Here is a 22,207-nt window from a genome sequence, read left to right on the forward strand (position 1 = left end):
GATCATAACCGAGTCCAGCCCGTGAATCTGTTGCAACATATCGCCCAATCGCGCCACCTGCTGCGCAAATCGGAACTGAAAGTGGCCGACCACGTGCTGCTCGACCCGGCTGCCGTGATGCACAGCTCCATGGCCGACCTGGCGCACAGCGTCGGTATCAGCGAACCGACCATCGTACGTTTCTGCAGGGCCATTGGGTGTACGGGTTTTCAGGACCTCAAGCTCAAGCTGGCGCAGAGCCTGGCCGCTGGGGCCAGTTTTGGGCAGTTTGCCATTCACGAAGACGATTCCGTCGCTGACTACAGCCTCAAGATCTTCGACACCACCCTGCATACCCTGATGGAGGTGCGCGAGCACCTCGACCCGCACGCGCTGCAGCAGGCGGTAAGTGCCATGGCCCAGGCACAGCGTGTGGAGTTTTACGGCTTTGGTGCGTCCGGTGCGGTAGCGGCGGATGCTCAGCACAAGTTCTTTCGCTTGCTGCTAAGCGCGGCGGCGTACTCCGACCCGCACATGCAGGCGATGTCGGCCGTCACGCTCAAGCCAGGTGACGTGGCAGTGTGCATTTCCCAGTCGGGCCGCTCCAAAGACCTGTTGATCACTGCCAACCTGGTACGCGAGAGCGGTGCCAACCTGATCACCCTGTGCCCCAGCCAGACCCCGCTGGCCGAGCTGTCCACGGTCAATTTGGCCATCGACGTGCACGAAGACACCGAAATCTACACCCCGCTCACCTCACGTATCGCCCACCTGGTGGTCATCGACGTGCTGGCCATGGGCGTTGCCATGGCGCGAGGGCCCAGCCTGGTCAACCACCTCAAGAGCGTGAAACGCAGTTTGCGCAGCCTGCGCCTGTCGCCCAAATCGATCAAGGCGACCGACGACTGAGCAGCACCCTGCGCGCCTGTTCAGCCAGGCAGCGCTGTGCCGGACGGCACTGCCCTGAGGGGTAAAAATTCACGATTCTGTCACCATTCCGGCGCAAAACCGTAAACCCGCTGGGCCAGTCTGAAACTCCCGCATCCTACCAGGGAGACAGGCAATGGCTCGTGACCACGACGGTATCTACCAACCCAACGCCAAAGCTCGCAAGCAGCAGGAAAAGGACCAGCGCCGCATGGAATACCGCCGCGCGATCGAAAGCTACTGCGATCAGCGTCAGCTGCTGCGCGACCTGGTGGATTACCCCGAACTGCAAGAACTCACGGTGTGGCAGGCGTCGGCGGCAAGCGCCCCGAAAAACGCTCAACCAGGCCGCTGATCAGCGTTCGTTCACTGCGGATGAATGCCTGGAAGGCAAGCGCCACTGGGGATTGCCGCTTGGCCTTGGACTGCACCACGCACCAGCTGCGGTACAACGGCAGTTCTTCTACCGGCAGTTCCGCGAGCGCCCCGGTAGCCAGTTCAAGGTTGACTGCATGCCGGGTCAGCAGGGCGATGCCCAGGCCGGCGATCACGCACTCGCGCTGGGCGTCGGCTGATGCCACCTCCAGGGTCTGGGTGAAGTGCACGCGCTTTTCCTTGAAGTATTCTTCGCAAGCCCTGCGGGTTCCCGACCCCTGCTCGCGGATCAGCAGCGTATGAGGCTCCAGGTCTTGCAGGCGCAACTGCGCCAGCTTGCACAGCGGGTGATCGGGCGGGGCCACGGCAATGATCGGGTTATTGAGGAAAGGCAGGAACTCAAGGCCCATGTCCTGCGGCACCATGGACATGATGATCAGGTCGTCGCGGTTGTCGGAAAGGCGCCGGATGGCCTGGGCACGGTTGACCACCGTCAAGGTCAGGTTCACCTCCGGGTGACGCTGCTTGAAAGCGGCGAACAAGTGTGGAACGAAGTACTTGGCACTGGACTCGATGGCCAGTTTCAACTGCCCCTGCAATGACCCCTGCATGTCCGACAGTTGCATGTCCAGGCTCTCCAGCCGCCCGAAAATGTCATGGCTGGCGCGCTGCAAGGCTTCGGCGGCCTCGGTCAGGTACAACTTCTTGCCCACGTATTCGAACAAGGGCTGCCCGATGAGCTCTTCCAGCTGGCGTATCTGTAGACTTACGGCGGGTTGCGTCAACGCCATTTCTTCTGCGGCGCGGCTGTAAGACCGCAGGTCGCACACCTCATTGAAGATCTGTAATTGACGCAATGTCATACGCATCAAGGACTTACGCATTTTATTAGGCTCTTGGGCAATACCTTGTTACTTCACTATAAGCTTTTGCTAATACTGCCTCTAACAAATATTGATTTTTGTTTATCAACCTACAGCGCTAGGGTGAAAGTGCGACTGGCCAGCAACGCCTGGCCACGCGCCGACCGGTAGAACCGGCTCGACTGTTCCTACGGCTTTGGGAAGACTCCAGTGATAAAAAAAATCCTGATCGCCAACCGGGGTGAAATTGCGGTTCGGATCGTGCGCGCCTGCGCCGAGATGGGCATCCGCTCGGTAGCGATCTTTTCCGACGCCGACCGGCACGCCCTGCATGTGAAGCGCGCCGACGAAGCCCACAGCATTGGTGCTGAGCCGCTGGCCGGCTACCTGAACCCGCGCAAGCTGGTGAACCTGGCGGTGGAAACCGGCTGTGATGCGCTGCACCCGGGTTATGGTTTTCTGTCGGAAAACGCCGAACTGGCGGAAATCTGTGCAGAGCGTGGCATCAAGTTCATCGGCCCGGCCGCCGACGTGATTCGCCGCATGGGCGACAAGACCGAAGCGCGTCGCACCATGATCGCGGCGGGGGTACCGGTAACCCCGGGTACCGAAGGCAACGTGGCCGACATCCACGAAGCCCTCAGCGAGGGTGAGCGCATCGGTTACCCGGTGATGCTCAAGGCGACCTCCGGTGGCGGCGGGCGTGGCATCCGCCGCTGCAACAGCCGCGAAGAGCTGGAACAGAACTTCCCGCGGGTCATCTCCGAGGCCACCAAGGCATTCGGTTCGGCCGAAGTGTTTCTGGAGAAGTGCATCGTCAACCCCAAGCACATCGAGGCGCAGATCCTCGGTGACAGCTTCGGCAACGTGGTGCACCTGTTCGAGCGTGACTGCTCCATTCAGCGCCGCAACCAGAAGCTCATTGAAATCGCACCCAGCCCACAGCTCACGCCTGAGCAGCGCGCCTACATCGGCGACCTGGCCGTGCGCGCAGCCAAGGCAGTGGATTACGAGAACGCCGGTACCGTCGAGTTCTTGCTGGCCGATGGCGAAGTGTATTTCATGGAAATGAACACGCGGGTGCAGGTAGAGCACACCATCACTGAAGAAATCACCGGCATCGATATTGTTCGCGAGCAGATCCGCATCGCCTCCGGCCTGCCTTTGTCGGTGAAACAGGAAGACATCCAGCACCGCGGCTACGCGTTGCAGTTCCGGATCAACGCCGAGGACCCGAAAAACAACTTCCTGCCCAGCTTCGGCAAGATCACGCGTTATTACGCCCCCGGTGGCCCTGGCGTGCGTACCGACACGGCCATTTACACGGGCTACACCATTCCGCCGTTCTACGATTCCATGTGCCTGAAACTGGTGGTGTGGGCGTTGACCTGGGAAGAAGCCATGGACCGCGGCCTGCGGGCACTGGACGACATGCGCGTGCAAGGCGTGAAGACCACCGCCGCGTACTACCAGGAAATCCTGCGCAACCCGGAATTCCGTAGCGGCCAGTTCAACACCAGCTTTGTCGAAAGCCACCCTGAACTGACCAACTACTCGATCAAGCGCAAACCCGAAGAGCTGGCCCTGGCCATCGCCGCCGCCATCGCCGCCCACGCCGGCATCTGAATGCAGGGGCAAGCTGCGAGCGGCACGCTGCAAGTAGAAGCGAATCGGCTTTTCTTGCGGCTTACCGCTACGAGCTTGCCGCCAAAAGGAGATAACAATGTCCAAGAAAATCCACGTAACCGACACGATCCTGCGCGACGCCCACCAGTCTTTGCTGGCGACCCGCATGCGTACCGAAGACATGCTGCCGATCTGCGACAAGCTCGACAAGGTTGGCTACTGGTCGCTGGAAGTCTGGGGTGGTGCCACCTTCGACGCCTGTGTGCGCTTCCTCAAGGAAGACCCCTGGGAGCGCCTGCGCAAGCTGCGCGCCGCCCTGCCCAACACGCGTCTGCAGATGCTGTTGCGCGGCCAGAACCTGCTGGGCTACCGCCACTACAGCGATGACGTGGTCAAGGCGTTCGTGGCCAAGGCTGCTGTAAACGGCATCGATGTATTCCGCATTTTCGACGCCATGAACGACGTGCGTAACCTGCGCGTGGCCATCGAAGCGGTCAAGGCAGCGGGCAAGCATGCCCAGGGCACCATCGCCTACACCACCAGCCCTGTGCACACCATCGAAGCCTTCGTGAACCAAGCCAAGCAGATGGAAGCCATGGGCTGCGACTCGGTGGCAATCAAGGACATGGCAGGCCTGCTGACACCGTTCGCCACGGGCGAACTGGTCAAGGCATTGAAAGCCGAACAGTCGTTGCCGGTGTTCATTCATTCCCACGACACTGCAGGCCTGGCTGCCATGTGCCAGCTCAAGGCTGTGGAAAACGGCGCCGACCATATCGACACGGCCATCTCCAGCTTTGCCTGGGGCACCAGCCACCCGGGTACTGAATCGATGGTCGCCGCGCTCAAGGGCAGCGAGTTCGACACTGGCCTCGACCTGGAGCTGCTGCAGGAGATCGGCCTGTATTTCTATGCCGTGCGCAAGAAGTACCACCAGTTCGAAAGCGAATTCACCGCCGTGGACACCCGCGTGCAGGTCAACCAGGTGCCGGGTGGCATGATTTCCAACCTGGCCAACCAGTTGAAGGAGCAGGGCGCCCTCAACCGCATGAGCGAAGTGCTCGCCGAGATCCCGCGTGTGCGTGAAGACCTGGGCTTCCCGCCGCTGGTCACGCCAACCTCGCAAATCGTCGGCACCCAGGCGTTCTTCAACGTGCTGGCCGGCGAGCGCTACAAAACCATCACCAACGAGGTGAAGCTTTACCTGCAAGGCGGTTACGGCAAGGCACCTGGCGTGGTGAACGAGCAACTGCGCCGCCAGGCCATCGGCAGCGAAGACGTGATCGACGTGCGCCCGGCCGACCTGTTGAAGCCGGAAATGGCCAAGCTGCGCACCGAGATCGGTGCCTTGGCCCGCAGCGAAGAGGACGTGCTGACCTTCGCCATGTTCCCGGACATCGGGCGCAAGTTCCTTGAAGAGCGCGAGGCCGGCACGCTCACCCCAGAAGTGTTGCTGCCCATTCCTGAGGCTGGCGCCGTCGCTGCCCCGGGTGGCGAGGGTGTGCCCACTGAGTTCGTCATCGACGTGCACGGTGAAACCTACCGGGTGGATATCACCGGGGTCGGCGTCAAGGCCGAAGGCAAACGCCACTTCTACCTGTCGATTGATGGCATGCCCGAAGAGGTGGTATTCGAGCCTTTGAACGAGTTCGTCGGTGGTGGCGGCAGCAAGCGCAAGCAAGCCAGCGCACCCGGCCATGTCAGCACCACCATGCCTGGCAACATCGTCGATGTGCTGGTGAAGGAGGGCGACACGGTCAAGGCTGGCCAGGCTGTATTGATCACCGAAGCCATGAAGATGGAAACCGAAGTGCAGGCGGCCATCGCCGGCAAGGTCGTGGCTATCCACGTAGCCAAGGGCGACCGCGTCACGCCCGGCGAGATCCTGATCGAAATCGAGGGCTGATACACGCCCGGGGCTGTAATGGTTTACCTCTGGGGAGCGCATGCTCCCCTTTTTTTCGGTCGTATGGCCTGCTGCGCAGTGAAACCACACCTCAGCCTCTACGGCACACTTCGAGCGTTTCAACCTGGCCTTGCGGTTGTTGGTTGGCATCACCCAACCATCGCTCGAACCCCGCAGCCACCGCCGGCCATTCATCGTCGGTAATCGAGTACCACGCCGTATCGCGGTTGTGGTCCTTCACCACCAGATGCTTGCGGAACACCCCTTCGAAGGTGAAGCCGAAGCGCTCGGCCGCGCGCCTGGAGCGGGCGTTGGCGTTGTTGCACTTCCACTCCAGGCGCCGGTTGCCCAGTGCGAAACCCAGCTTGCCCAGCAGGTAAACCGCCTCGGTGCCTTTGGGGGTGCGCTGCATGGCCGCGCCGAAGGCGATGTGGCCTATTTCGATGCGGCCATGATCGGGCACGATCGACATCAGGCTGAGGATGCCCTGTGCCTGCCCGTTGCGGCGGTCGATGACGCTATAGAACAACGGGTCGGTACCGGCCGCATTGGCTTGCAGCCAGCGGTCAAAGGCACCGCGCTCGGTGAAGGGGCCGTAGGGCAGGTAATCCCAGAGGGAGGGGTCTGCCCCGGGGCCTTGCAGCACCTGCCAAAGGTCATCGCCATGGCGCGCGGGGGCGAGCTTTTCCAGGCGCACGAAGCGGCCTTCGAGGGTGTCGGCCTTGGGTATTGCGGCAGGTTTCCAGTTCAAGGCATCAGTCATGGTTGCCCTCCAGCCCTTTACGAAATTGGATGAAGCCAGAGCGTTCGGCGACCTGCTGGTACAGGCTGATAGCCGTGGCATTGGTTTCGTGGGTGAGCCAGTGCACCTTGATGCAGTTATCGGCCTTGGCCGCCGCGTATACATGCTCGATCAAGCGGCGGCCGATACCCAGGCCGCGCTGGGCACTGTCGACGTAGAGGTCCTGCAGGTAGCAGGCGTTCTCGATGCTCCAGTTGGAGCGGTGATAGATCCAGTTGACCATGCCGACGGCCTTGCCATCGGCCCAGGCCAAGGCCGAGTGGGTGGGCTCGTTGGGGTCGAGCAGGCGCTGCCAGGTGCTGAGGCTGACCGGGTCTGCCACCTCGGACTCGTAGAAGCACAGGTAGGCCTGCCACAGTTCAAGCCAGGCTGCATGGTCTTGGGCGGTTACAGGGCGCAGGGTAACGCTGGTCATGGGCGATGCCTTCCTTAGAGGTGGCGCATGTGCGCCGCCAGTTGGTTGTCGAGAGGGTCGGGGCTGGCGCTCAGTGCCTCACGCACGCCAGCAATGTCCTGCGGCGGGCGGTTCTGGCTGAGCTTGCGAGCACCTTGCATGCGGCTGATGGGCAGGCGCACGCCGACGATGGCCTTGAGCATGCTGGCCAGGTAATCAGCCGGTGCGTCGCTGACGCGCCAAGGCATGCTGGCGCCTTGTTCATGCAGGTCGGTGAGCCGGCTGACGATCGCCAGCAGCGGCTCGGGCTTGTGGATAACTTCGGCGGTGCCGTAGGCATGCACCGCCAGGTAATTCCAGGTAGGGACGACCTTGGGGTTGGCCTGCTTGCTGGGATAGAAACCGGGGCTAACGTAGGCATCGGCACCCGGGAACACCAGCAGCGCCTCGCTTGCCTGGGCCAAATCCTGCCATTGGGGGTTGGCCCGTGCCAGGTGGGCATACACGGTACCCAATTCACCTTCTGCCGTTTCGATCAGCACAGGCAGGTGGGTAGCCAGCAAGCCATGTGGGCCATGGGTGACCAGAATGGCCAGGCGTGTAGCCAGCATCGCTGTGTGCAACTGTGCAACATCGTGCTCTTGATGAGGCTTGCTGGAGTACATGCTCGGTTTCCTTATGCAATGGTGCCATCCTAGGCAGATGATTGGCTCCGGGTAAGAGCCATTACCTGCAAATTTCAAAGGTCCAATGCATGAGTGAAATTCGCCGCCCCCCGTTACCGTTCGACCCCACGGGCATCACCCTGGACCGTAGCCGTGGGCTGAGCCGGCAGTTGTACCAGGCGCTGCGGATTCGCGTGCTCGATGGCCGCCTTGGCAGTGGCACACGCTTGCCGGCCACTCGTGAACTCGCCGCCATGCTGGCCCTGTCGCGTAACAGCGTGGTGCGTGCCTATGATCAATTGTATGCAGAAGGCTATATCGAAAGCCGGGTTGGGGACGGTACCTACGTCAGCCAGCTGCCAAAACTGTCCACACAGTTGTCCACAGGGTTATCCCAGTGCTTATCAACAGGTTTATCCACAAAATCACCGTCTGACACTGATGATTTATCCAGTTCAGGCACCAGTAATGGGCCTTTGCAGCGGCTGAAAAATCATCACTTGGTGCCACCCCCGGAGGGCGCACCCAAGGCATTTCGTTTGGGCCTGCCTGCCTTCGACCTTTTCCCGTTCGGCGTCTGGGCCAAGCTGCAGGCGGGTTTCTGGCGTAACCCCGACCCTGCAAAGCTGGGCTATGGCAACCCTGCAGGGGAGCGTGAGCTGCGTGAGCTGATCGCGGCCTACCTGCGCAGTTCAAGGGGCCTTGTGTGCACCGCTGAACAAATTGTGATCACCAGTGGTGCGCAGCAAGCCATCAGCCTTTGTGCACAGCTGCTGTTGCAGCCGGGCGAAGCCGTGGCTGTGGAAAACCCGGGCTATCGCGCAGCGGGGCATGCTTTTGCGTTGGCGGGTGCGCGTTTGTACGGCGTGGCGGTGGATGAGGAAGGGGTCGCCTGCGATCAGCTTGAGCAATTGCCGGCGTGCCGCCTGGCCTATGTGACCCCGGCGCACCAGTACCCCACCGGCGTCACCATGAGCCTGGCCCGACGCCTGCAGTTGCTTGCCTGGGCGGAGCGCAACCAGGGCTGGATCATCGAAGACGATTATGATGGGGAATACCGCTACAGCGGTGCTCCCTTGGCTCCGCTTGCCGCCTTGGACACACAGGGGCGGGTGCTGTACGTCGGCACCTTTGGCAAGATCGCCTTCCCGGCGTTGCGCATGGGCTACCTGGTATTACCCCCACCGCTGGCACAAGCGTTCGGGCAGGCCAAGGCGTTGGCCGTGCGCCATTCAGAAGTGAGTACGCAATGTGTGATGGCGCAATTCATGGCCCAAGGGCACTTCCAGCGGCACGTTCGCCGTATGCGCAAGGCCGCGCTCAGCCGGCGCAACATGCTCAAGGCCGGTTGGCCTGTGGATATTCCCGGGTTGGCAGCGATGCCCGACGTGTCGGCAGGGTTACACGTAAAGGTGGATGTGGATAACTTCGCCCGTGAGCAGGCTCTGGTAGCCAAAGCCCATTCAGCCGGGGTAGAGGTGACGCCGCTCAGCAACTTCTGGTGGGGCGACAGCACGGTGCCTGTGGATAAGCGGGCGGGGCTGGTGCTGGGGTTCGCTGCAGTACCGGAAGGAGAGATCGCCGATGCGCTGATGCGCCTGCGCAGAGCATGGCGAGCCTGAGACTCGCCACGGGTTCCCGCTCCCAAAGGCCCGCGCCGTCAGGTGCCGGACTTGATCCGCGTCCAGGCCCGTGTCCGCGCACGTTCAGCGTCGCGAGCGAGCGGCGTGAGCGTATACAGCTTGGCCATGGCCTCTGCAGTCGGGTACAGGTTGGGATTGTTGCGGATGGCAGGGTCCACTTTGTCGGTCGCATCCTTGTTCGGGTTGGGGTACCCGACAAAGTCGCTGATCGGCGCAATCACCTCAGGGCGCAGCAGGTAATTGATGAACGTGTAGGCATCCTCGGGGTTGGCCGCGTTCTTCGGAATCGCCAGCATGTCGAACCAGATCGGCGCGCCTTCCTTCGGCAGGCGCATGTCCACGACCACGCCGTTCTTGGCCTCGCGTGCACGGTTGGCGGCCTGGGAGAAGCTGCCGCTGTACCCGACCGCCACGCAGATATCGCCATTGGCGATGTCAGCCATGTACTTGGAAGAGTGGAAGTAGGTGATGTACGGGCGGATCTTCAGCAGCAACGCCTGAGCCTTTGCATAGTCCGCAGGTTTGTCGCTGTTGGGCGGCAGGCCCAGGTACTGCAGGGCCAACGGCAGGATTTCCGACGGTGAGTCGAGCAGTGCCACGCCACATTGCTTGAGCTTGGCGATGTTCTCTTCCTTGAAGATCAGGTCCCAGCTGTCTACCGGCGCGTTGTCACCCAGCGCCGCCTTGACCTTGGCCGGGTTGAAACCGATGAGTACGGTGCCGTACATGTAGGGCACTGCAAACTGGTTACCAGGGTCGTTGGCCTCGATCAGTTTCATCAGGGCCGGGTCAAGGTGTTGCCAGTTGGGCAACTTGCTGCGGTCCAGTGGCTGAAACACCCCGGCCTCAATCTGCTTGGCCAGAAACACGTTTGAGGGCACCACCACGTCATAGCCGGAATTACCGGTCAGCAGCTTGGCCTCAAGGGCTTCATTGGTATCGAAGATGTCATAGATCAGTTTCACGCCGCTGTCCTGCTGGAAGCCGGTCAGGGTCTGAGGCGTGATGTAGTCGAACCAGTTGTACACCCGCAGGGTGCGCTGCTCGGCCTGCGCGTGCAGTGCGCCGGCGAATAGCGATGCAGCGACCAATGGGGCGAACAGGTGCTTGAGACGGATCATGGTTGGGCTCCAGGCTGGGCGCGCTGGAAGCCTTCCAGCACATTGACTGCGTTGATGCCGATTTCCTCGACGGCATAGCCACCCTCCATCACGAACAAGGTGGGCTTGCCCAGCTGGGCAATACGCTTGCCCATCTCCAGGTAGTCGGGGCTGTCGAGCTTGAATTGCGAAATGGGGTCATCCTTGAAGGTGTCCACACCCAGCGAGACCACCAGCACCTCGGCGTCGTAGCCGGCGATGCGCTGGCAGGCGTCTTCCAGGGCGGTGCTCCAGGCAGCCCAGTCACTGCCGGCAGGCAGGGGGTAGTTGACGTTGCAGCCTTCGCCTGCGCCCTCGCCGGTTTCATCGGCGTAGCCCAGAAAATAGGGGAATTCGTCCTGCGGGTCGCCGTGGATCGATGCGAAGAACACGTCGCTACGGTGGTAGAAGATGTCCTGGGTGCCGTTGCCATGGTGGTAGTCCACGTCCAGGATGGCGACCTTGCGCCGGCCCTGGTCAAGAAACGCCTGGGCGGCGATAGCGGCGTTGTTGAGGTAGCAGTAGCCGCCCATGACCTCACCGGCCGCGTGGTGCCCTGGCGGGCGGCACAGCGCAAAGGCTGCGTGCGCGCCTTGCTGAATCGCCGCCTGGGCAGTCAGGGCTACCTGTGCTGCGCTATAGGCGGCCTGCCAGGTGCCGGCGGTAATTGGGGCGCCGGCATCGAAGCTGTAGTAGCCCAGTTCGCCGTGCAGGCCTGTGGGCTTTACCTGCCGCAGGGTGCGGGCCGGCCAGGTAAACGGCAGTAGGTCGCCTTCCTGCCCCAGCGCGGCCCAGCGCGCCCAGGCGCCCTCGAAGAAGGCCAGGTATTCGGCACTGTGAACCCTCAGCAGAGGCGCCCGCCCATGGTCGGTGGGCGGCTGAATGGCGCCGAGGTTGCGCTTTTTGACCTGCTCCAGCACATGGTCGGCCCGCGACGGCATTTCGAAACAGGGCATCAGCTTGCCATCGATCAGCTCGCAGCGGCCATGGTGCAGGCGGTGGTCATCGGAATAGATCGTCAGCATTGTTGTTCTCCGGTAAGGACTGGCGTGGGCCAATTGTCACGGGCTGCCCAGTGCGCGAGAACGACCCAAATGGCCAAAAGGGGATCGATGTGGCCAAGTGCTGTGGCCTGTTAGGGCCTGCTACGCACACGTCAGCCGCGAAACTGGCTGGGTGCTACACCACTCCAGCGCTGGAACGCATGCCGGAAGCTGGCGGTTTCACTGAAGCCAAGGGCTTCGGCAATCCGGTAGATGGGCATTTGCTCATCGGCCAGCAACTGCTTGGCCCGCTCGAAGCGCAACTCGTCCAGCAACTGTTGATAACTGCTACCCAGCGCCTGCAAATGGCGGCGCAGGGTGCGTGACGAGCAGTTCATTTGCCGGGCCAGCCCTTCCAGGCCGGGTGCTGCAGCCAGTTGTTGCGCCAGCAGGTGGCGGATCCGCCCAAGCCAGGCCTGCCGGCCGGTGAATTCCAGGTTCAGGCGCCGGCAACGCTCGCTCATGGCCTTGTGGGTAATGGGGTCGGCCAGCGGCAGCGGTGTATCCAGCCAGCGTTTGTCGAAGCCAAAGGCATTGCCTGCTGCGGCGAAGATGACAGGGCACTGGAAGGCATCGGTGTACAGGGCGTGATAAGCGGGCCGAGGGTGTTCGAAGCGGGTGCCGACCAGTGGCAGGGTACGGCCCAGCAGGTCGTCGCAGATGACCTTCAGCGATACCAGGCAGAACTCTGCGTTGAACGCGCTCAGCGCCGGGCTATCGTGATAATCGCTGGCGCTGAGCCAGATGCGCTGGCCGTCTTCCTGCAAGCGCAACTTGAAAACTGTTCCCAGCAGTGCCGGATATTGCAGGGCCAGGCGCAAGGCGTCACCCAAAGTGGCACTGGAGAGCAGGGCGTAACCCAGCATCCCGTAGCTGGACACATGCATGCGCCGGCCCAGTTCAAGGCCGATGTCCTGCCGCCTGGCCACGGCATTGGCACACACCTGCAGCTCTTGCTGGGTGGTGATACGGGCATCGGCATGCCCCAGGTCTGCCGGGCCGATGCCGCTGCCGGCCAGCAGCGCAGAGGCCTCGCAACCGTCTGCCTGGAAGACGTTGAGGATCAGCGAAACCGCATTCAGGGTGGTCAGGTGGCTGTGCAGCATGCTGGGCGATCCCGTCGGGCTGGAGCGCATTCCAGAGCAAGTTGCGTGCCGGTTCAGGCAAAAAAAAACCCAGGGCAAGTGCCCCGGGCTAGGTAAAGGTTGAGAGGTGTCTAGTCCCTCGACCTGGTGAGACTGTTTACAGCCGCGGTTACGCTTTCAGCGGAACCAGGCGGGGGGCGATCATGTTTTCCGGGCGCAGGATGTCGTCGAGCATCGCGTCGTCCAGCAGCTTCTCTTCGCGCACCAGTTCCAGCACGCCGCGGCCTGTTTCCAGGGCAACACGGGCGATACGGGTGGCGTTTTCGTAACCGATGTACGGGTTCAGTGCAGTGACCAGGCCAATGGAGTGCTCGACCAGTTCACGGCAGCGCTGTTCGTTGGCGGTGATGCCGACGATGCAGTGCTCGCGCAGCATGTCCATGGCGCGCTGGAGCAGGCGGATCGAGTCGAAGATCTTGTAGGCGATCAGCGGCTCCATCACGTTCAACTGCAGCTGGCCACCCTCGGCCGCGACGGTCAGTGCCAGGTCGTTGCCCATGATGGCGAAAGCGACTTGGTTGACGGCTTCCGGAATGACCGGGTTGACCTTGCCCGGCATGATCGAGCTGCCTGGCTGGCGAGCCGGCAGGTTGATTTCGTTGATGCCGGTGCGTGGGCCGCTGGACAGCAGGCGCAGGTCGTTGCAGATCTTCGACAGCTTGACCGCGGTACGCTTGAGCATGCCCGAGAACAGTACGAAGGCACCCATGTCGGAGGTGGCCTCGATCAGGTCGGCGGCCGGCACCAGCGGCTGGCCGCTGATGGTCGCCAGGCGCTGCACCGCCAGGGCCTGGTAGCCAGGGTCGGCGTTGATGCCGGTGCCGATGGCGGTACCACCCAGGTTGATTTCGGTGAGCAGTTCCGGTGCCAGCGAGCGCAGACGCTGCAGGTCTTCGGTCATGGTGGTGGCGAAGGCACGGAATTCCTGGCCCAGGGTCATCGGTACAGCGTCCTGCAGCTGGGTACGGCCCATCTTCAGGACGTGGTCGAATTCCTTGCCCTTGGCGGCGAAGGCCTGGATCAGGCTTTCGAGGCTGGCCAGCAGTGCGTCATGACCCAGCAGCAGGCCCAGGCGGATGGCCGTGGGGTAGGCGTCGTTGGTCGACTGCGCCATGTTCACGTCGTTGTTGGGGTGCAGGTACTTGTACTCACCCTTTTGGTGGCCCATGGCCTCCAACGCGATGTTGGCGATGACTTCGTTGGCGTTCATGTTGGTAGAAGTACCAGCACCGCCCTGGATCATGTCCACCACGAACTGCTCGTGATAGTCGCCCTTGATCAGGCGTGCACAGGCTGCGCTGATGGCAGCGTGCTTGGCATCGCTCAGGTGACCCAGCTCACGGTTGGCGTCGGCAGCTGCTTGCTTGACCATGGCCAGGGCCACGACCAGCTTGGGGTAGTGCGACAGCGGAACACCGGAGAGGTGGAAGTTGTTGGCAGCGCGCAGGGTCTGGATGCCGTAGTAGGCATCGGCTGGCACTTCAAGGGTACCCAACAAATCTTTTTCGACGCGGAACGATGCAGCGGAGGACATGATGTATATCATCTCGAGTTTGACCCGGCACATGCCGGAATGGCGCCAATCCTAGGCCTGAAGGTGATTTTGCGGCCAATGCTGTTGCACGCTAACCTATGCACAAACGGCATAGGGATTGATGTGACGCCGACTGATATTCGAGCGTGGTCCATTTTGGTGCGCGCCGGGAGATGTGCTTCATGAACCTTGAAAGCAAATGGCTGGAAGACTTCAGTGCCCTGGCTGCCACGCGCAGTTTTTCCCAGGCGGCGGAACGCCGTTTTGTTACCCAGCCGGCGTTCAGCCGGCGCATACGCAGCCTGGAGGCAGCCCTCGGCCTGCAGCTGGTCAACCGGTCTCGCACGCCCATTGAGCTGACCGAGGCAGGGCAGCTTTTTTTGGTCACCGCACGTACCGTTGTCGACCAGTTGAGCGAAATTCTGCGCCATTTGCATCATCTGGAAGGGGGGCAGGGTGAGGTGGTGCAGGTGGCTGCCGCGCACTCCCTGGCGTCAGGGTTTTTCCCTCGCTGGGTGGCGCAATTGCGCAATGACGGCCTGAATATCGCCACCCGCCTGGTTGCGACCAACGTCGGGGATGCCGTGCATGCCCTGCGTGAAGGGGGGTGTGACCTGATGCTGGCGTTTTACGACCCCGATGCAGCGCTGCAGATGGATGCCGAGATCTTCCCCTCGCTGCACATGGGTACCACCGAGATGTTGCCAGTGTGCGCGGTGGATGCTCAGGGCAAGCCGCTGTTCGACCTTGAAGGTGACGCCAGCGTGCCGCTGCTGGCGTATACCGCCGGGGCGTTTCTGGGGCGCTCGGTGAGTTTGCTGCTGCGTCAGCGCAACCTGCGTTACACCACCGTGTATGAAACGGCCATGGCCGACAGCCTCAAAAGCATGGCGCTCGAAGGCATGGGTATCGCCTGGGTGCCTCGGCTGTCGATGCGTGGCGAGCTGGAGCGTGGCGAACTGGTGATTTGTGGCGGCAGCCAGTGGCACGTGCCGCTGGAAATCCGCCTGTACCGCTGCGCGCTGGTGCGCAAGGCCAATGTCCGCCTGCTGTGGCGCAAACTGGAGGGCGCCACGGTTGACCTGAAAGTCAGCCAAAGCCCCGAAAAATAAGGCCGACAGTTGGTCGCCGGGGTGCCTTAACCGCACCTGCTTACGGTATACTGCGCGGCCTTCTGACCGGATGCGTCCGGTCCTGATCAGCAAACAAGCCACGCCGGTCGTCCCGCGTGGCTTGTTGTTTTTTGACGCGCCTGCGGGCGCACAAGCGAAGAGGCTCGACGATGAGTGCACTGGTTGGCGTGATCATGGGCTCCAAGTCCGATTGGTCCACCCTTAGCCACACCGCCGATATGCTGGAAAAACTCGGCATTCCCTACGAGGTGAAGGTGGTTTCCGCCCACCGTACCCCGGATCTGCTGTTCCAGTACGCTGAAGAGGCCGATGGCCGTGGCATCGAGGTGATCATCGCCGGTGCCGGTGGTGCCGCGCACCTGCCAGGCATGTGCGCCGCCAAGACCCACCTGCCGGTGCTGGGTGTACCTGTGCAGTCGTCGATGCTGTCGGGTGTCGATTCGTTGCTGTCGATCGTGCAGATGCCCGCTGGCGTCCCTGTCGCCACCCTGGCCATTGGCCGGGCCGGTGCAGTCAACGCTGCCCTGCTGTCGGCCAGCATTCTCGGTGCCAGGCACCCGCAGTTCCACGCCGCGTTGAAGCAGTTCCGTACGGAACAGACCGACACCGTGCTGGACAACCCAGACCCGCGTCAGGCTTGAGGCCCAACCCATGAAGATCGGTGTTATCGGTGGCGGCCAGCTGGGCCGCATGCTGGCTCTGGCGGGTACCCCGCTGGGCATGAACTTCGCCTTCCTCGACCCGGCGCCAGATGCCTGCGCCGCGCCGCTGGGCGAGCACCTGCGGGCAGACTATGGCGATCAGGAGCACCTGCGCCAGCTGGCCGACGAGGTCGACCTGGTCACCTTCGAGTTCGAGAGCGTCCCGGCCGAGACCGTGGCGTTTCTTTCGCAGTTCGTGCCGGTGTACCCCAGCGCCGAGGCGCTGCGCATCGCCCGTGACCGCCTGTTCGAAAAGAGCATGTTCCGTGACCTGGGCATCCCCACCCCGGCCTTCGCCGATATCCTGTCGCAGGCAGACCTTGACGCGGCAGTTGCCAGCATCGGCCTGCCGGCGGTGCTGAAAACCCGCACGCTGGGCTACGACGGCAAGGGCCAGAAGGTGCTGCGCACGCCCGAAGACGTCGTGGGTACGTTCGCCGAACTGGGCAGCGTGCCCTGCCTGCTGGAAGGCTTCGTGCCGTTCACGGGTGAAGTGTCGCTGGTCGCCGTGCGCGCCCGCGACGGCGAAACGCGTTTCTACCCGCTGGTGCACAACACCCACGAGAGCGGCATCCTGCGCTTGTCGGTGGCCAGCCAGGCGCACCCGTTGCAGGCGTTGGCCGAGGATTACGTTGGCCGCGTATTGCAGCAACTGGACTACGTCGGCGTCATGGCCTTTGAGTTCTTCGAGGTGGACGGTGGCCTCAAGGCCAATGAAATCGCACCCCGGGTACACAACTCCGGCCACTGGACCATCGAAGGTGCCGAGTGCAGCCAGTTCGAGAACCACCTGCGTGCCGTCGCCGGCTTGCCGCTGGGCTCCACCGCCAAGGTGGGGGAGAGCGCGATGCTCAACTTCATCGGCGAAGTGCCTGCTGTGGATAAAGTGATCGCCATCGATGATTGCCACCTGCATCACTATGGCAAGGCGTTCAAGGTCGGGCGCAAGGTCGGCCACGCGACCCTGCGTTGCAGCGACATGGCTACCCTGGAGCGCAAGATCGCCGAAGTGCAAGCACTGATCGGCGAGTGATCACGCGCAGGTATCGAACTTCTGCAGGCGTCAGGCCCTCTGAAGAGGCAACACGTCAACGCGCACCCATGCGTTGACGTGCTTCATCTTCACTGCAGAGGGATTGCCATGGGCATCATCGGAACCATCTTCATCGGCCTCATCGTCGGCCTGCTGGCCCGCTTCCTCAAGCCGGGTGACGACAGCATGGGCTGGATCATGACCATCCTGCTGGGTATCGCAGGCTCGCTGCTGGCCACGTATGGCGGCCAGGCGCTGGGTATCTACCAGGCCGGGCAAGCGGCTGGCTTCTTCGGTGCACTGGTCGGTGCCATCATTCTTCTGGTGATCTACGGATTCATCAAGAAACGCTGAATTCTGGTTAGAATGCTCGGCAATTCTTCCGAGTTGCCGAGCATGCGTGCGTTTTTCCTCTTTCCCCTGTTGCTGGCCAGTGCCCTAGCCCATGCCGAGCTGCCCGAGACCGATTGGCTGGAGCTGATGCCCAAGTCGGACCAGAAGGCGCTCGAAGCGATGCCCGAAATCGACCACAACTCACCCGAAGCCATGGGGACCTTCACGGCCAAGGGCGGGATGAAGCAGAGCAAAGGCCTGCCTGCGGTGATGTATTCCACCAAGACCGTAGCGGCCATGAATGGCAAGGACATACGCCTGGGCGGTTACCCGGTGCCGTTGGAAAGCGACGCCAAGGGCAACAGCACGCTGTTTTTCCTGGTGCCATACCCTGGCGCGTGCATCCATGTACCGCCGCCCCCACCCAACCAGCTGGTGCTGGTGCGCTACCCCAAGGGGTTGAAGATCGACGATATCTACACACCGTTGTGGGTCAGCGGCAAGCTGAAGGTGGAAAAGGTCAGCAATGACCTTGCCGATGCCGCCTACGCCCTGGATGCGGGGAAAGTAAGAGTGGTGGTAGATGCGGACCTTTGATTGCCTGTGCGGGCCTCTTCGCGGGTAAATCGGATCGCCGCACCGCCGCTCCCACAAGCGCTTCATTCATTTCAAGTCTGATGCGGTAAGGGTGGGAGCGGGTTTACCCGCGAAGAGGCCCGCAGCCCACTGCAATATTCAGATCACTTCGCAACCGACCCTGAAGCCCAGCGAATGGCTCGCCCCCGGCTGCAACGTCACCACGTCATCCCACACATTGGCTGTTTCGATACACAGCATCCGCTGCCAGCCGTCATCGGCCATGTCTGGCAGTTCCCTGGCTCGGTCCGTCCAGGGGTTCCAGATAACGGCAGAACGTGAGCCGCTGCTAGTCAGGTTGATGCGCCGGTTCCATTGCGGGTCGACGATACTCAGCGTGTTCGGGGTGCCCAGGTAGATGCGGTCGGTTTCACCGGTAAACGTCAGGGCGCCTTGCTGTTGACGCTGCTCCCAGTCGGCCAGGGTTTCGATATACCCCAACCCTTCGACGCCTTCTACACGCGCCTGGCGTACATCGCTGACGGCAAGGTAGCTGTGCAGGGCCTGGCTGATGGTCACCGGGGTACTGCCAGTGTTGCGGCTTGTGAGCGTGAGGCCAAGGTCATTGCCCAACTGCACCACCAGTTTCAGCTCTACCTTGTGGGGCCAGCCGGGGAGCTGCCCCTGCGCTTCGGGCAATTGCAGCTCGATGCGCAGGCCCTCACCCGCTTCCTCGATACCCAGCAATTGCCAGTCGCGGGTGCGCGCCAGGCCGTGGGCAGGGGCTTGTTCACCCTGGTACATGGCCTGAACGGCAGTGGGATTTCGCTGCAGGTTGCCGAACCATGGCCAGCACACCGGCACCCCGGCGCGTACCGACTTACCCTGTCGGAAGATGGCCTGGTCGCTCAGCCACAGCAGCGGCGGTTCGCCGAGCCGCTGGTAGCTGAGGATCTGTGCGCCCTGCTGGGCGATCAGGAGTTCGGCGTGGTCACTGCTGATCCGCCAGCAGCTCAGTTCGCCATGTTGCTCGGTTACGACCTGGAAGGTAGCCATTGCATTCATCTCGTTGATTGCCAGTGGGCCTTGGACCCGGGCACAGGCAACGAGTTTACCGCCGGCAGGGCTCAGCGACGAGGGACGGAGCGGGTACGGCCACTGCCGTCGATGGCGACGAATACGAAGACGGCTTCGGTGACCTTGCGCCATTCGCTGGACAACGGGTCGTCACTCCACACCTCGACCATCATCTGGATCGAGCTGCGGCCGATCTCCAGGGTCTGGGTATAGAAGGACAGCTGCGCACCGACGGCGACCGGTACCAGAAACGCCATGCGGTCGATGGCCACGGTGGCAACGCGCCCACCGGCCACGCGGCTGGCCATGGCGGTGCCGGCCAGGTCCATCTGCGCGACCAGCCAGCCGCCGAAGATGTCGCCGAAGCCGTTGGTTTCGCGCGGCAGGGCCGTGATCTGCAAGGCCAGGTCGCCTTGGGGGATTGGATCTTCTTGTTCGAGCTCAATCATGCGGTGGGGCCTCTGACCCGTGACGCTTTTCGTTGGTGTGGCGCAAAGGCCGGGTAGACGATTCAGCTGACAACATACTACGCCGATTTCGTATAACGGGGCGGCCGTAGGGAAACTCTGCGAAACCGCCTGAGTATAGTGACCGGCGTTTTCGCACAACATCCCACGCTAGCAGCACACTTTTCCTACGAAACGCCAGTATATAGAGCATCATCCCAAGCGACGACCGTGCATTCGTGAATATCTGTATGGTTTTTGTATCGCTTTCGGCCTGGCCAGGCAATTTGCTATCTTCGCCTGTCCCCACATCAAGAAGCTGCATGCCAAGCGGCCCGCACGCCTTATAAAGAGAACGCCCCGCAATGACTTCCGTGCCCAGTAGTATCGAGCAGGCCCCACGGCCGCTGACCCGCAATGACTACAAGACCCTTTCGCTGTCTGCATTGGGCGGGGCGCTGGAGTTCTACGACTTCATCATTTTCGTGTTCTTCGCCACCGTGGTGGGCAAGTTATTCTTCCCTGCCGACATGCCGGAGTGGCTGCGCCTGATGCAAACCTTCGGCATCTTTGCCGCAGGTTACCTGGCGCGCCCGCTGGGCGGCATCATCATGGCCCACTTCGGCGACCTGCTGGGGCGCAAGAAGATGTTCACCCTGAGCATCTTCATGATGGCCTTGCCCACGCTGATCATGGGCCTGTTGCCTACTTATGCGCAGATTGGCTTGTGGGCGCCGATTCTGCTGTTGCTCATGCGCGTCGTGCAGGGTGCAGCCATTGGTGGCGAGGTGCCTGGCGCCTGGGTATTCGTGTCCGAGCACGTACCCGCCCGCAACACTGGCTATGCCTGCGGCACGCTCACCGCCGGCCTGACGGCGGGCATTCTGCTCGGTTCGCTGGTGGCGACGCTGATCAACAGCGTGTACAGCGTGGAGGAAGTCGCCGATTACGCCTGGCGAATCCCGTTCCTGCTCGGTGGCGTGTTCGGCCTGTTCTCGGTTTACCTGCGCCGTTGGCTGCATGAAACCCCGGTATTCGCCGAGATGCAGCAGCGCAAGGCACTGGCCGAAGAGCTGCCACTGCGCGCCGTATTGCGCGACCACCGCGGCCCGATCCTGCTGTCGATGCTGCTCACCTGGCTGCTGTCGGCCGGCATCGTGGTGGTCATCCTGATGACGCCAGCGCTGCTGCAGAGCCTCTACCACATCAGCCCCACCGATTCGCTCAAGGCCAACAGCCTGGCCATCGTGCTGCTCAGCGTCGGCTGTATCGGCGCGGGCAGCCTGGCTGACCGGTTTGGCGCGGGCCGGGTGTTCGTGGTCGGCAGCCTGCTGCTGCTGGCCAGCTCCTGGACGTTCTACCACAGCCTGCCCACGCGGCCTGAGCTGCTGTTCCCGCTGTATGCGCTGACCGGCCTGTGCGTGGGGGTGATCGGCGCGGTGCCGTACGTAATGGTCAAGGCATTCCCGGCCGCTGTGCGCTTCAGCGGCCTGTCGTTCTCGTACAACGTGGCCTACGCGATCTTTGGCGGGCTTACCCCGATGGCGGTGACCGGCCTGCTGAAAGTCAGCCCGATGGCGCCTGCCTATTACGTGGCGGTGTTGTGCGGGGTAGGGCTGGCAGTGGGGGTGTATCTGCTTGTCAACAAGCGCTGATCGAGGGGCAGGTTGCAATGATGGCATTTCATCCAACTGTCACAATCGAGTCATATGCTGTTCATGCGAGCTGCTGATACTGGGCCCCGTTCCACTGCTGCACACCCCTATTCCTGCTAGGAGCAAGGCATGAAACTGAAGCGTTTGATGGCGGCCCTCACCTTTGCCGCCGCTGGCGTTGCAACCGCCAACGCGGTAGCTGCTGTCGACCCTGCAATCCCGACCTACACCAAGACCACCGGTGTTTCGGGCAACCTCTCCAGCGTTGGTTCCGACACCCTCGCGAACCTGATGACCTTGTGGGCCGAGGCCTACAAAAAGGAATACCCGAACGTCAACATCCAGATCCAGGCTGCTGGCTCCTCCACCGCGCCACCTGCGCTGACCGAAGGCACCGCCAACCTCGGCCCGATGAGCCGCAAGATGAAGGACGTGGAGCTGCAGGCGTTCGAGCAGAAGTACGGCTACAAGCCAACTGCCATCCCTGTGGCTGTCGACGCCCTGGCCGTGTTCGTGCACAAGGACAACCCGATCAAAGGCCTGACCATGGCCCAGGTTGACGCAATCTTCTCCTCCACCCGCCTGTGCGGCGCCAAGGCTGACATCAAGACCTGGGGCGACGTGGGTGTAACCGGCGACCTGGCCAACAAGCCAATCCAGCTGTTCGGCCGCAACTCGGTTTCCGGCACCTACGGCTATTTCAAGGAAGAAGCCCTGTGCAAAGGCGACTTCAAGCCTAATGTGAACGAGCAGCCTGGCTCGGCTTCGGTGGTGCAGTCGATCAGCTCGTCGCTGAACGGCATCGGCTACTCGGGTATCGGCTACAAGACCGCCAGCGTCAAGACCGTGGCCCTGGCCAAGAAAGAAGGCGGGGAGTTCATCGAAGACAACGAGACCAACGCCCTGAACGGCAGCTACCCGCTCTCGCGCTTCCTGTACGTCTACGTCAACAAGGCGCCGAACAAGCCGCTGGCGCCGCTGGAAGCCGAGTTCGTCAAGCTGGTGCTGTCGCAGGCCGGTCAGCAGGTGGTGGTGAAGGACGGCTACATTCCGCTGCCCGCCAAGGTGGTCGACAAGACCCTGGCTGACCTGGGCCTGTCCCACGCCGGTAATGTTGCCAAGCAGTAATTGACCGATGAAGGGGCCGGGGTAAACCGGCCTCTTTCACCACTCCCAGCCCGAAGCCAGGCTTACTGTGCGTCGGGCTTCCGT

The 22,207-nt window shown here is 62.2% G+C and carries 22 protein-coding genes; 12 read left to right on the plus strand and 10 right to left on the minus strand.

What is annotated here, in order from left to right; translation table 11 throughout:
• The first annotated feature begins 21 nt into the window (after positions 1 to 21).
• Together hexR and IAE38_RS06660 are read left to right on the plus strand one after the other, a co-directional pair.
• Positions 22 to 888, plus strand: coding sequence for a transcriptional regulator HexR (gene hexR / locus IAE38_RS06655; protein ID WP_060480936.1), 867 nt, complete (start codon positions 22 to 24; stop codon positions 886 to 888).
• A gap of 154 nt (positions 889 to 1,042) precedes the next feature.
• Complete coding sequence (locus IAE38_RS06660) at positions 1,043 to 1,261, plus strand: PA3496 family putative envelope integrity protein (protein ID WP_028632845.1); 219 nt, start codon at positions 1,043 to 1,045, stop codon at positions 1,259 to 1,261.
• Here IAE38_RS06660 and IAE38_RS06665 read toward each other — a convergent pair.
• Positions 1,203 to 2,165 carry a LysR family transcriptional regulator gene (locus tag IAE38_RS06665; RefSeq protein WP_028632846.1) on the minus strand — a complete coding sequence of 321 codons (963 nt, stop codon included), beginning with the start codon at positions 2,163 to 2,165 and terminating at the stop codon, positions 1,203 to 1,205. The genes IAE38_RS06660 and IAE38_RS06665 overlap by 59 nt on opposite strands.
• 189 nt (positions 2,166 to 2,354) lie before the next feature.
• On the opposite strand from IAE38_RS06665, the gene IAE38_RS06670 reads away from it, so the two are divergent.
• Together IAE38_RS06670 and oadA are read left to right on the plus strand one after the other, a co-directional pair.
• Complete coding sequence (locus IAE38_RS06670; RefSeq protein WP_028632847.1) at positions 2,355 to 3,770, plus strand: acetyl-CoA carboxylase biotin carboxylase subunit; 1,416 nt, start codon at positions 2,355 to 2,357, stop codon at positions 3,768 to 3,770.
• 97 nt (positions 3,771 to 3,867) lie between these two features.
• Positions 3,868 to 5,676: a sodium-extruding oxaloacetate decarboxylase subunit alpha gene (gene oadA, locus IAE38_RS06675; RefSeq protein WP_028632848.1), complete on the plus strand. Its 1,809-nt coding sequence runs from the start codon at positions 3,868 to 3,870 to the stop codon at positions 5,674 to 5,676.
• A gap of 91 nt (positions 5,677 to 5,767) precedes the next feature.
• Here oadA and IAE38_RS06680 read toward each other — a convergent pair whose 3' ends face one another.
• Genes IAE38_RS06680 through IAE38_RS06690 form a run of 3 tightly spaced genes read right to left on the minus strand, consistent with a single transcriptional unit; the run spans position 5,768 to position 7,537 of the window.
• Positions 5,768 to 6,439: a GNAT family N-acetyltransferase gene (locus IAE38_RS06680; RefSeq protein ID WP_201216696.1), complete on the minus strand. Its 672-nt coding sequence runs from the start codon at positions 6,437 to 6,439 to the stop codon at positions 5,768 to 5,770.
• Positions 6,432 to 6,893 (minus strand): GNAT family N-acetyltransferase, encoded by a 462-nt coding sequence (locus tag IAE38_RS06685; RefSeq protein WP_028632850.1) that lies wholly within the window; start codon positions 6,891 to 6,893, stop codon positions 6,432 to 6,434. Before IAE38_RS06685 ends, IAE38_RS06680 begins: the two co-directional genes overlap by 8 nt.
• A 14-nt stretch (positions 6,894 to 6,907) precedes the next feature.
• Positions 6,908 to 7,537 carry an FMN-binding negative transcriptional regulator gene (locus IAE38_RS06690; RefSeq protein ID WP_201162579.1) on the minus strand — a complete coding sequence of 210 codons (630 nt, stop codon included), beginning with the start codon at positions 7,535 to 7,537 and terminating at the stop codon, positions 6,908 to 6,910.
• An 89-nt stretch (positions 7,538 to 7,626) separates the two neighbouring features.
• Here IAE38_RS06690 and pdxR point away from each other — a divergent pair, with 89 nt between their 5' ends.
• A complete protein-coding gene (pdxR, locus tag IAE38_RS06695) occupies positions 7,627 to 9,159 on the plus strand; it encodes a MocR-like pyridoxine biosynthesis transcription factor PdxR (RefSeq protein WP_201216698.1) in 1,533 nt (510 codons plus the stop codon).
• Between the two features lie 38 nt (positions 9,160 to 9,197).
• Here pdxR and IAE38_RS06700 read toward each other — a convergent pair whose 3' ends face one another.
• From IAE38_RS06700 to aspA, 4 genes are all read right to left on the minus strand, one after another.
• A complete protein-coding gene (locus IAE38_RS06700; RefSeq protein ID WP_201216700.1) occupies positions 9,198 to 10,301 on the minus strand; it encodes a polyamine ABC transporter substrate-binding protein in 1,104 nt (367 codons plus the stop codon).
• Complete coding sequence (locus IAE38_RS06705; RefSeq protein WP_201216703.1) at positions 10,298 to 11,344, minus strand: histone deacetylase family protein; 1,047 nt, start codon at positions 11,342 to 11,344, stop codon at positions 10,298 to 10,300. The genes IAE38_RS06700 and IAE38_RS06705 overlap by 4 nt, the downstream gene beginning before the upstream one ends.
• Positions 11,345 to 11,475: 131 nt before the next feature.
• The gene (locus tag IAE38_RS06710; protein WP_201216705.1) at positions 11,476 to 12,468 is read right to left on the minus strand and encodes an AraC family transcriptional regulator; all 993 of its coding nucleotides are present in this window, start codon (positions 12,466 to 12,468) and stop codon (positions 11,476 to 11,478) included.
• Between the two features lie 148 nt (positions 12,469 to 12,616).
• Entirely contained in the window at positions 12,617 to 14,041 is a 1,425-nt protein-coding gene (aspA, locus tag IAE38_RS06715) for an aspartate ammonia-lyase (protein WP_028632856.1), read from the minus strand.
• 182 nt (positions 14,042 to 14,223) lie between these two features.
• On the opposite strand from aspA, the gene IAE38_RS06720 reads away from it, so the two are divergent.
• The 5 genes from IAE38_RS06720 to IAE38_RS06740 all read left to right on the plus strand — a co-directional run bounded on the left by IAE38_RS06720 (position 14,224) and on the right by IAE38_RS06740 (position 17,838).
• On the plus strand, positions 14,224 to 15,153 hold the full coding sequence (locus tag IAE38_RS06720) for a LysR substrate-binding domain-containing protein (protein ID WP_028632857.1): 930 nt from the start codon (positions 14,224 to 14,226) through the stop codon (positions 15,151 to 15,153).
• 170 nt (positions 15,154 to 15,323) lie between these two features.
• The gene (gene purE / locus IAE38_RS06725) at positions 15,324 to 15,815 is read left to right on the plus strand and encodes a 5-(carboxyamino)imidazole ribonucleotide mutase (protein ID WP_028632858.1); all 492 of its coding nucleotides are present in this window, start codon (positions 15,324 to 15,326) and stop codon (positions 15,813 to 15,815) included.
• Positions 15,816 to 15,825: 10 nt separating this feature from the next.
• A complete protein-coding gene (locus IAE38_RS06730; protein WP_201211584.1) occupies positions 15,826 to 16,908 on the plus strand; it encodes a 5-(carboxyamino)imidazole ribonucleotide synthase in 1,083 nt (360 codons plus the stop codon).
• A 108-nt stretch (positions 16,909 to 17,016) separates the two neighbouring features.
• Positions 17,017 to 17,262: a GlsB/YeaQ/YmgE family stress response membrane protein gene (locus IAE38_RS06735; protein ID WP_028632860.1), complete on the plus strand. Its 246-nt coding sequence runs from the start codon at positions 17,017 to 17,019 to the stop codon at positions 17,260 to 17,262.
• A gap of 42 nt (positions 17,263 to 17,304) precedes the next feature.
• Entirely contained in the window at positions 17,305 to 17,838 is a 534-nt protein-coding gene (locus IAE38_RS06740; RefSeq protein ID WP_201162591.1) for a DUF3299 domain-containing protein, read from the plus strand.
• A 138-nt stretch (positions 17,839 to 17,976) separates the two neighbouring features.
• Here IAE38_RS06740 and IAE38_RS06745 read toward each other — a convergent pair whose 3' ends face one another.
• Together IAE38_RS06745 and IAE38_RS06750 are read right to left on the minus strand one after the other, a co-directional pair.
• A complete protein-coding gene (locus IAE38_RS06745; protein ID WP_201162593.1) occupies positions 17,977 to 18,873 on the minus strand; it encodes a D-hexose-6-phosphate mutarotase in 897 nt (298 codons plus the stop codon).
• A gap of 71 nt (positions 18,874 to 18,944) precedes the next feature.
• Positions 18,945 to 19,343 (minus strand): acyl-CoA thioesterase, encoded by a 399-nt coding sequence (locus IAE38_RS06750; RefSeq protein WP_003253317.1) that lies wholly within the window; start codon positions 19,341 to 19,343, stop codon positions 18,945 to 18,947.
• 362 nt (positions 19,344 to 19,705) lie between these two features.
• Between IAE38_RS06750 and IAE38_RS06755 the strand changes: the two genes are divergently transcribed.
• The gene (locus IAE38_RS06755; protein WP_028632863.1) at positions 19,706 to 20,995 is read left to right on the plus strand and encodes an MFS transporter; all 1,290 of its coding nucleotides are present in this window, start codon (positions 19,706 to 19,708) and stop codon (positions 20,993 to 20,995) included.
• Positions 20,996 to 21,124: 129 nt separating this feature from the next.
• Positions 21,125 to 22,123, plus strand: a complete 999-nt coding sequence (locus tag IAE38_RS06760) for a phosphate ABC transporter substrate-binding protein PstS (protein WP_060480924.1) — start codon at positions 21,125 to 21,127, stop codon at positions 22,121 to 22,123.
• The last annotated feature ends 84 nt before the right edge of the window (positions 22,124 to 22,207 follow it).

Origin of the sequence: Pseudomonas sp. S32 (assembly GCF_016648095.1) — a bacterium.
Lineage (GTDB): Bacteria > Pseudomonadota > Gammaproteobacteria > Pseudomonadales > Pseudomonadaceae > Aquipseudomonas > Aquipseudomonas parafulva.

Excerpts from the sequence above, each read along its gene's own strand:
- IAE38_RS06735 (WP_028632860.1), top strand. The coding sequence starts at position 17,017 with ATGGGCATCATCGGAACCATCTTCATCGGCCTCATCGTCGGCCTGCTG.
- IAE38_RS06755 (WP_028632863.1), top strand. The coding sequence starts at position 19,706 with ATGACTTCCGTGCCCAGTAGTATCGAGCAGGCCCCACGGCCGCTGACC.
- IAE38_RS06745 (WP_201162593.1), bottom strand. The coding sequence starts at position 18,873 with ATGGCTACCTTCCAGGTCGTAACCGAGCAACATGGCGAACTGAGCTGC.
- IAE38_RS06750 (WP_003253317.1), bottom strand. The coding sequence starts at position 19,343 with ATGATTGAGCTCGAACAAGAAGATCCAATCCCCCAAGGCGACCTGGCC.
- IAE38_RS06760 (WP_060480924.1), top strand. The coding sequence starts at position 21,125 with ATGAAACTGAAGCGTTTGATGGCGGCCCTCACCTTTGCCGCCGCTGGC.
- IAE38_RS06730 (WP_201211584.1), top strand. The coding sequence starts at position 15,826 with ATGAAGATCGGTGTTATCGGTGGCGGCCAGCTGGGCCGCATGCTGGCT.
- IAE38_RS06690 (WP_201162579.1), bottom strand. The coding sequence starts at position 7,537 with ATGTACTCCAGCAAGCCTCATCAAGAGCACGATGTTGCACAGTTGCAC.
- purE (WP_028632858.1), top strand. The coding sequence starts at position 15,324 with ATGAGTGCACTGGTTGGCGTGATCATGGGCTCCAAGTCCGATTGGTCC.
- IAE38_RS06665 (WP_028632846.1), bottom strand. The coding sequence starts at position 2,165 with ATGCGTAAGTCCTTGATGCGTATGACATTGCGTCAATTACAGATCTTC.
- IAE38_RS06740 (WP_201162591.1), top strand. The coding sequence starts at position 17,305 with ATGCGTGCGTTTTTCCTCTTTCCCCTGTTGCTGGCCAGTGCCCTAGCC.
- oadA (WP_028632848.1), top strand. The coding sequence starts at position 3,868 with ATGTCCAAGAAAATCCACGTAACCGACACGATCCTGCGCGACGCCCAC.
- IAE38_RS06705 (WP_201216703.1), bottom strand. The coding sequence starts at position 11,344 with ATGCTGACGATCTATTCCGATGACCACCGCCTGCACCATGGCCGCTGC.
- IAE38_RS06700 (WP_201216700.1), bottom strand. The coding sequence starts at position 10,301 with ATGATCCGTCTCAAGCACCTGTTCGCCCCATTGGTCGCTGCATCGCTA.
- IAE38_RS06680 (WP_201216696.1), bottom strand. The coding sequence starts at position 6,439 with ATGACTGATGCCTTGAACTGGAAACCTGCCGCAATACCCAAGGCCGAC.
- aspA (WP_028632856.1), bottom strand. The coding sequence starts at position 14,041 with ATGTCCTCCGCTGCATCGTTCCGCGTCGAAAAAGATTTGTTGGGTACC.
- IAE38_RS06660 (WP_028632845.1), top strand. The coding sequence starts at position 1,043 with ATGGCTCGTGACCACGACGGTATCTACCAACCCAACGCCAAAGCTCGC.
- pdxR (WP_201216698.1), top strand. The coding sequence starts at position 7,627 with ATGAGTGAAATTCGCCGCCCCCCGTTACCGTTCGACCCCACGGGCATC.
- IAE38_RS06720 (WP_028632857.1), top strand. The coding sequence starts at position 14,224 with ATGAACCTTGAAAGCAAATGGCTGGAAGACTTCAGTGCCCTGGCTGCC.
- IAE38_RS06710 (WP_201216705.1), bottom strand. The coding sequence starts at position 12,468 with ATGCTGCACAGCCACCTGACCACCCTGAATGCGGTTTCGCTGATCCTC.
- IAE38_RS06685 (WP_028632850.1), bottom strand. The coding sequence starts at position 6,893 with ATGACCAGCGTTACCCTGCGCCCTGTAACCGCCCAAGACCATGCAGCC.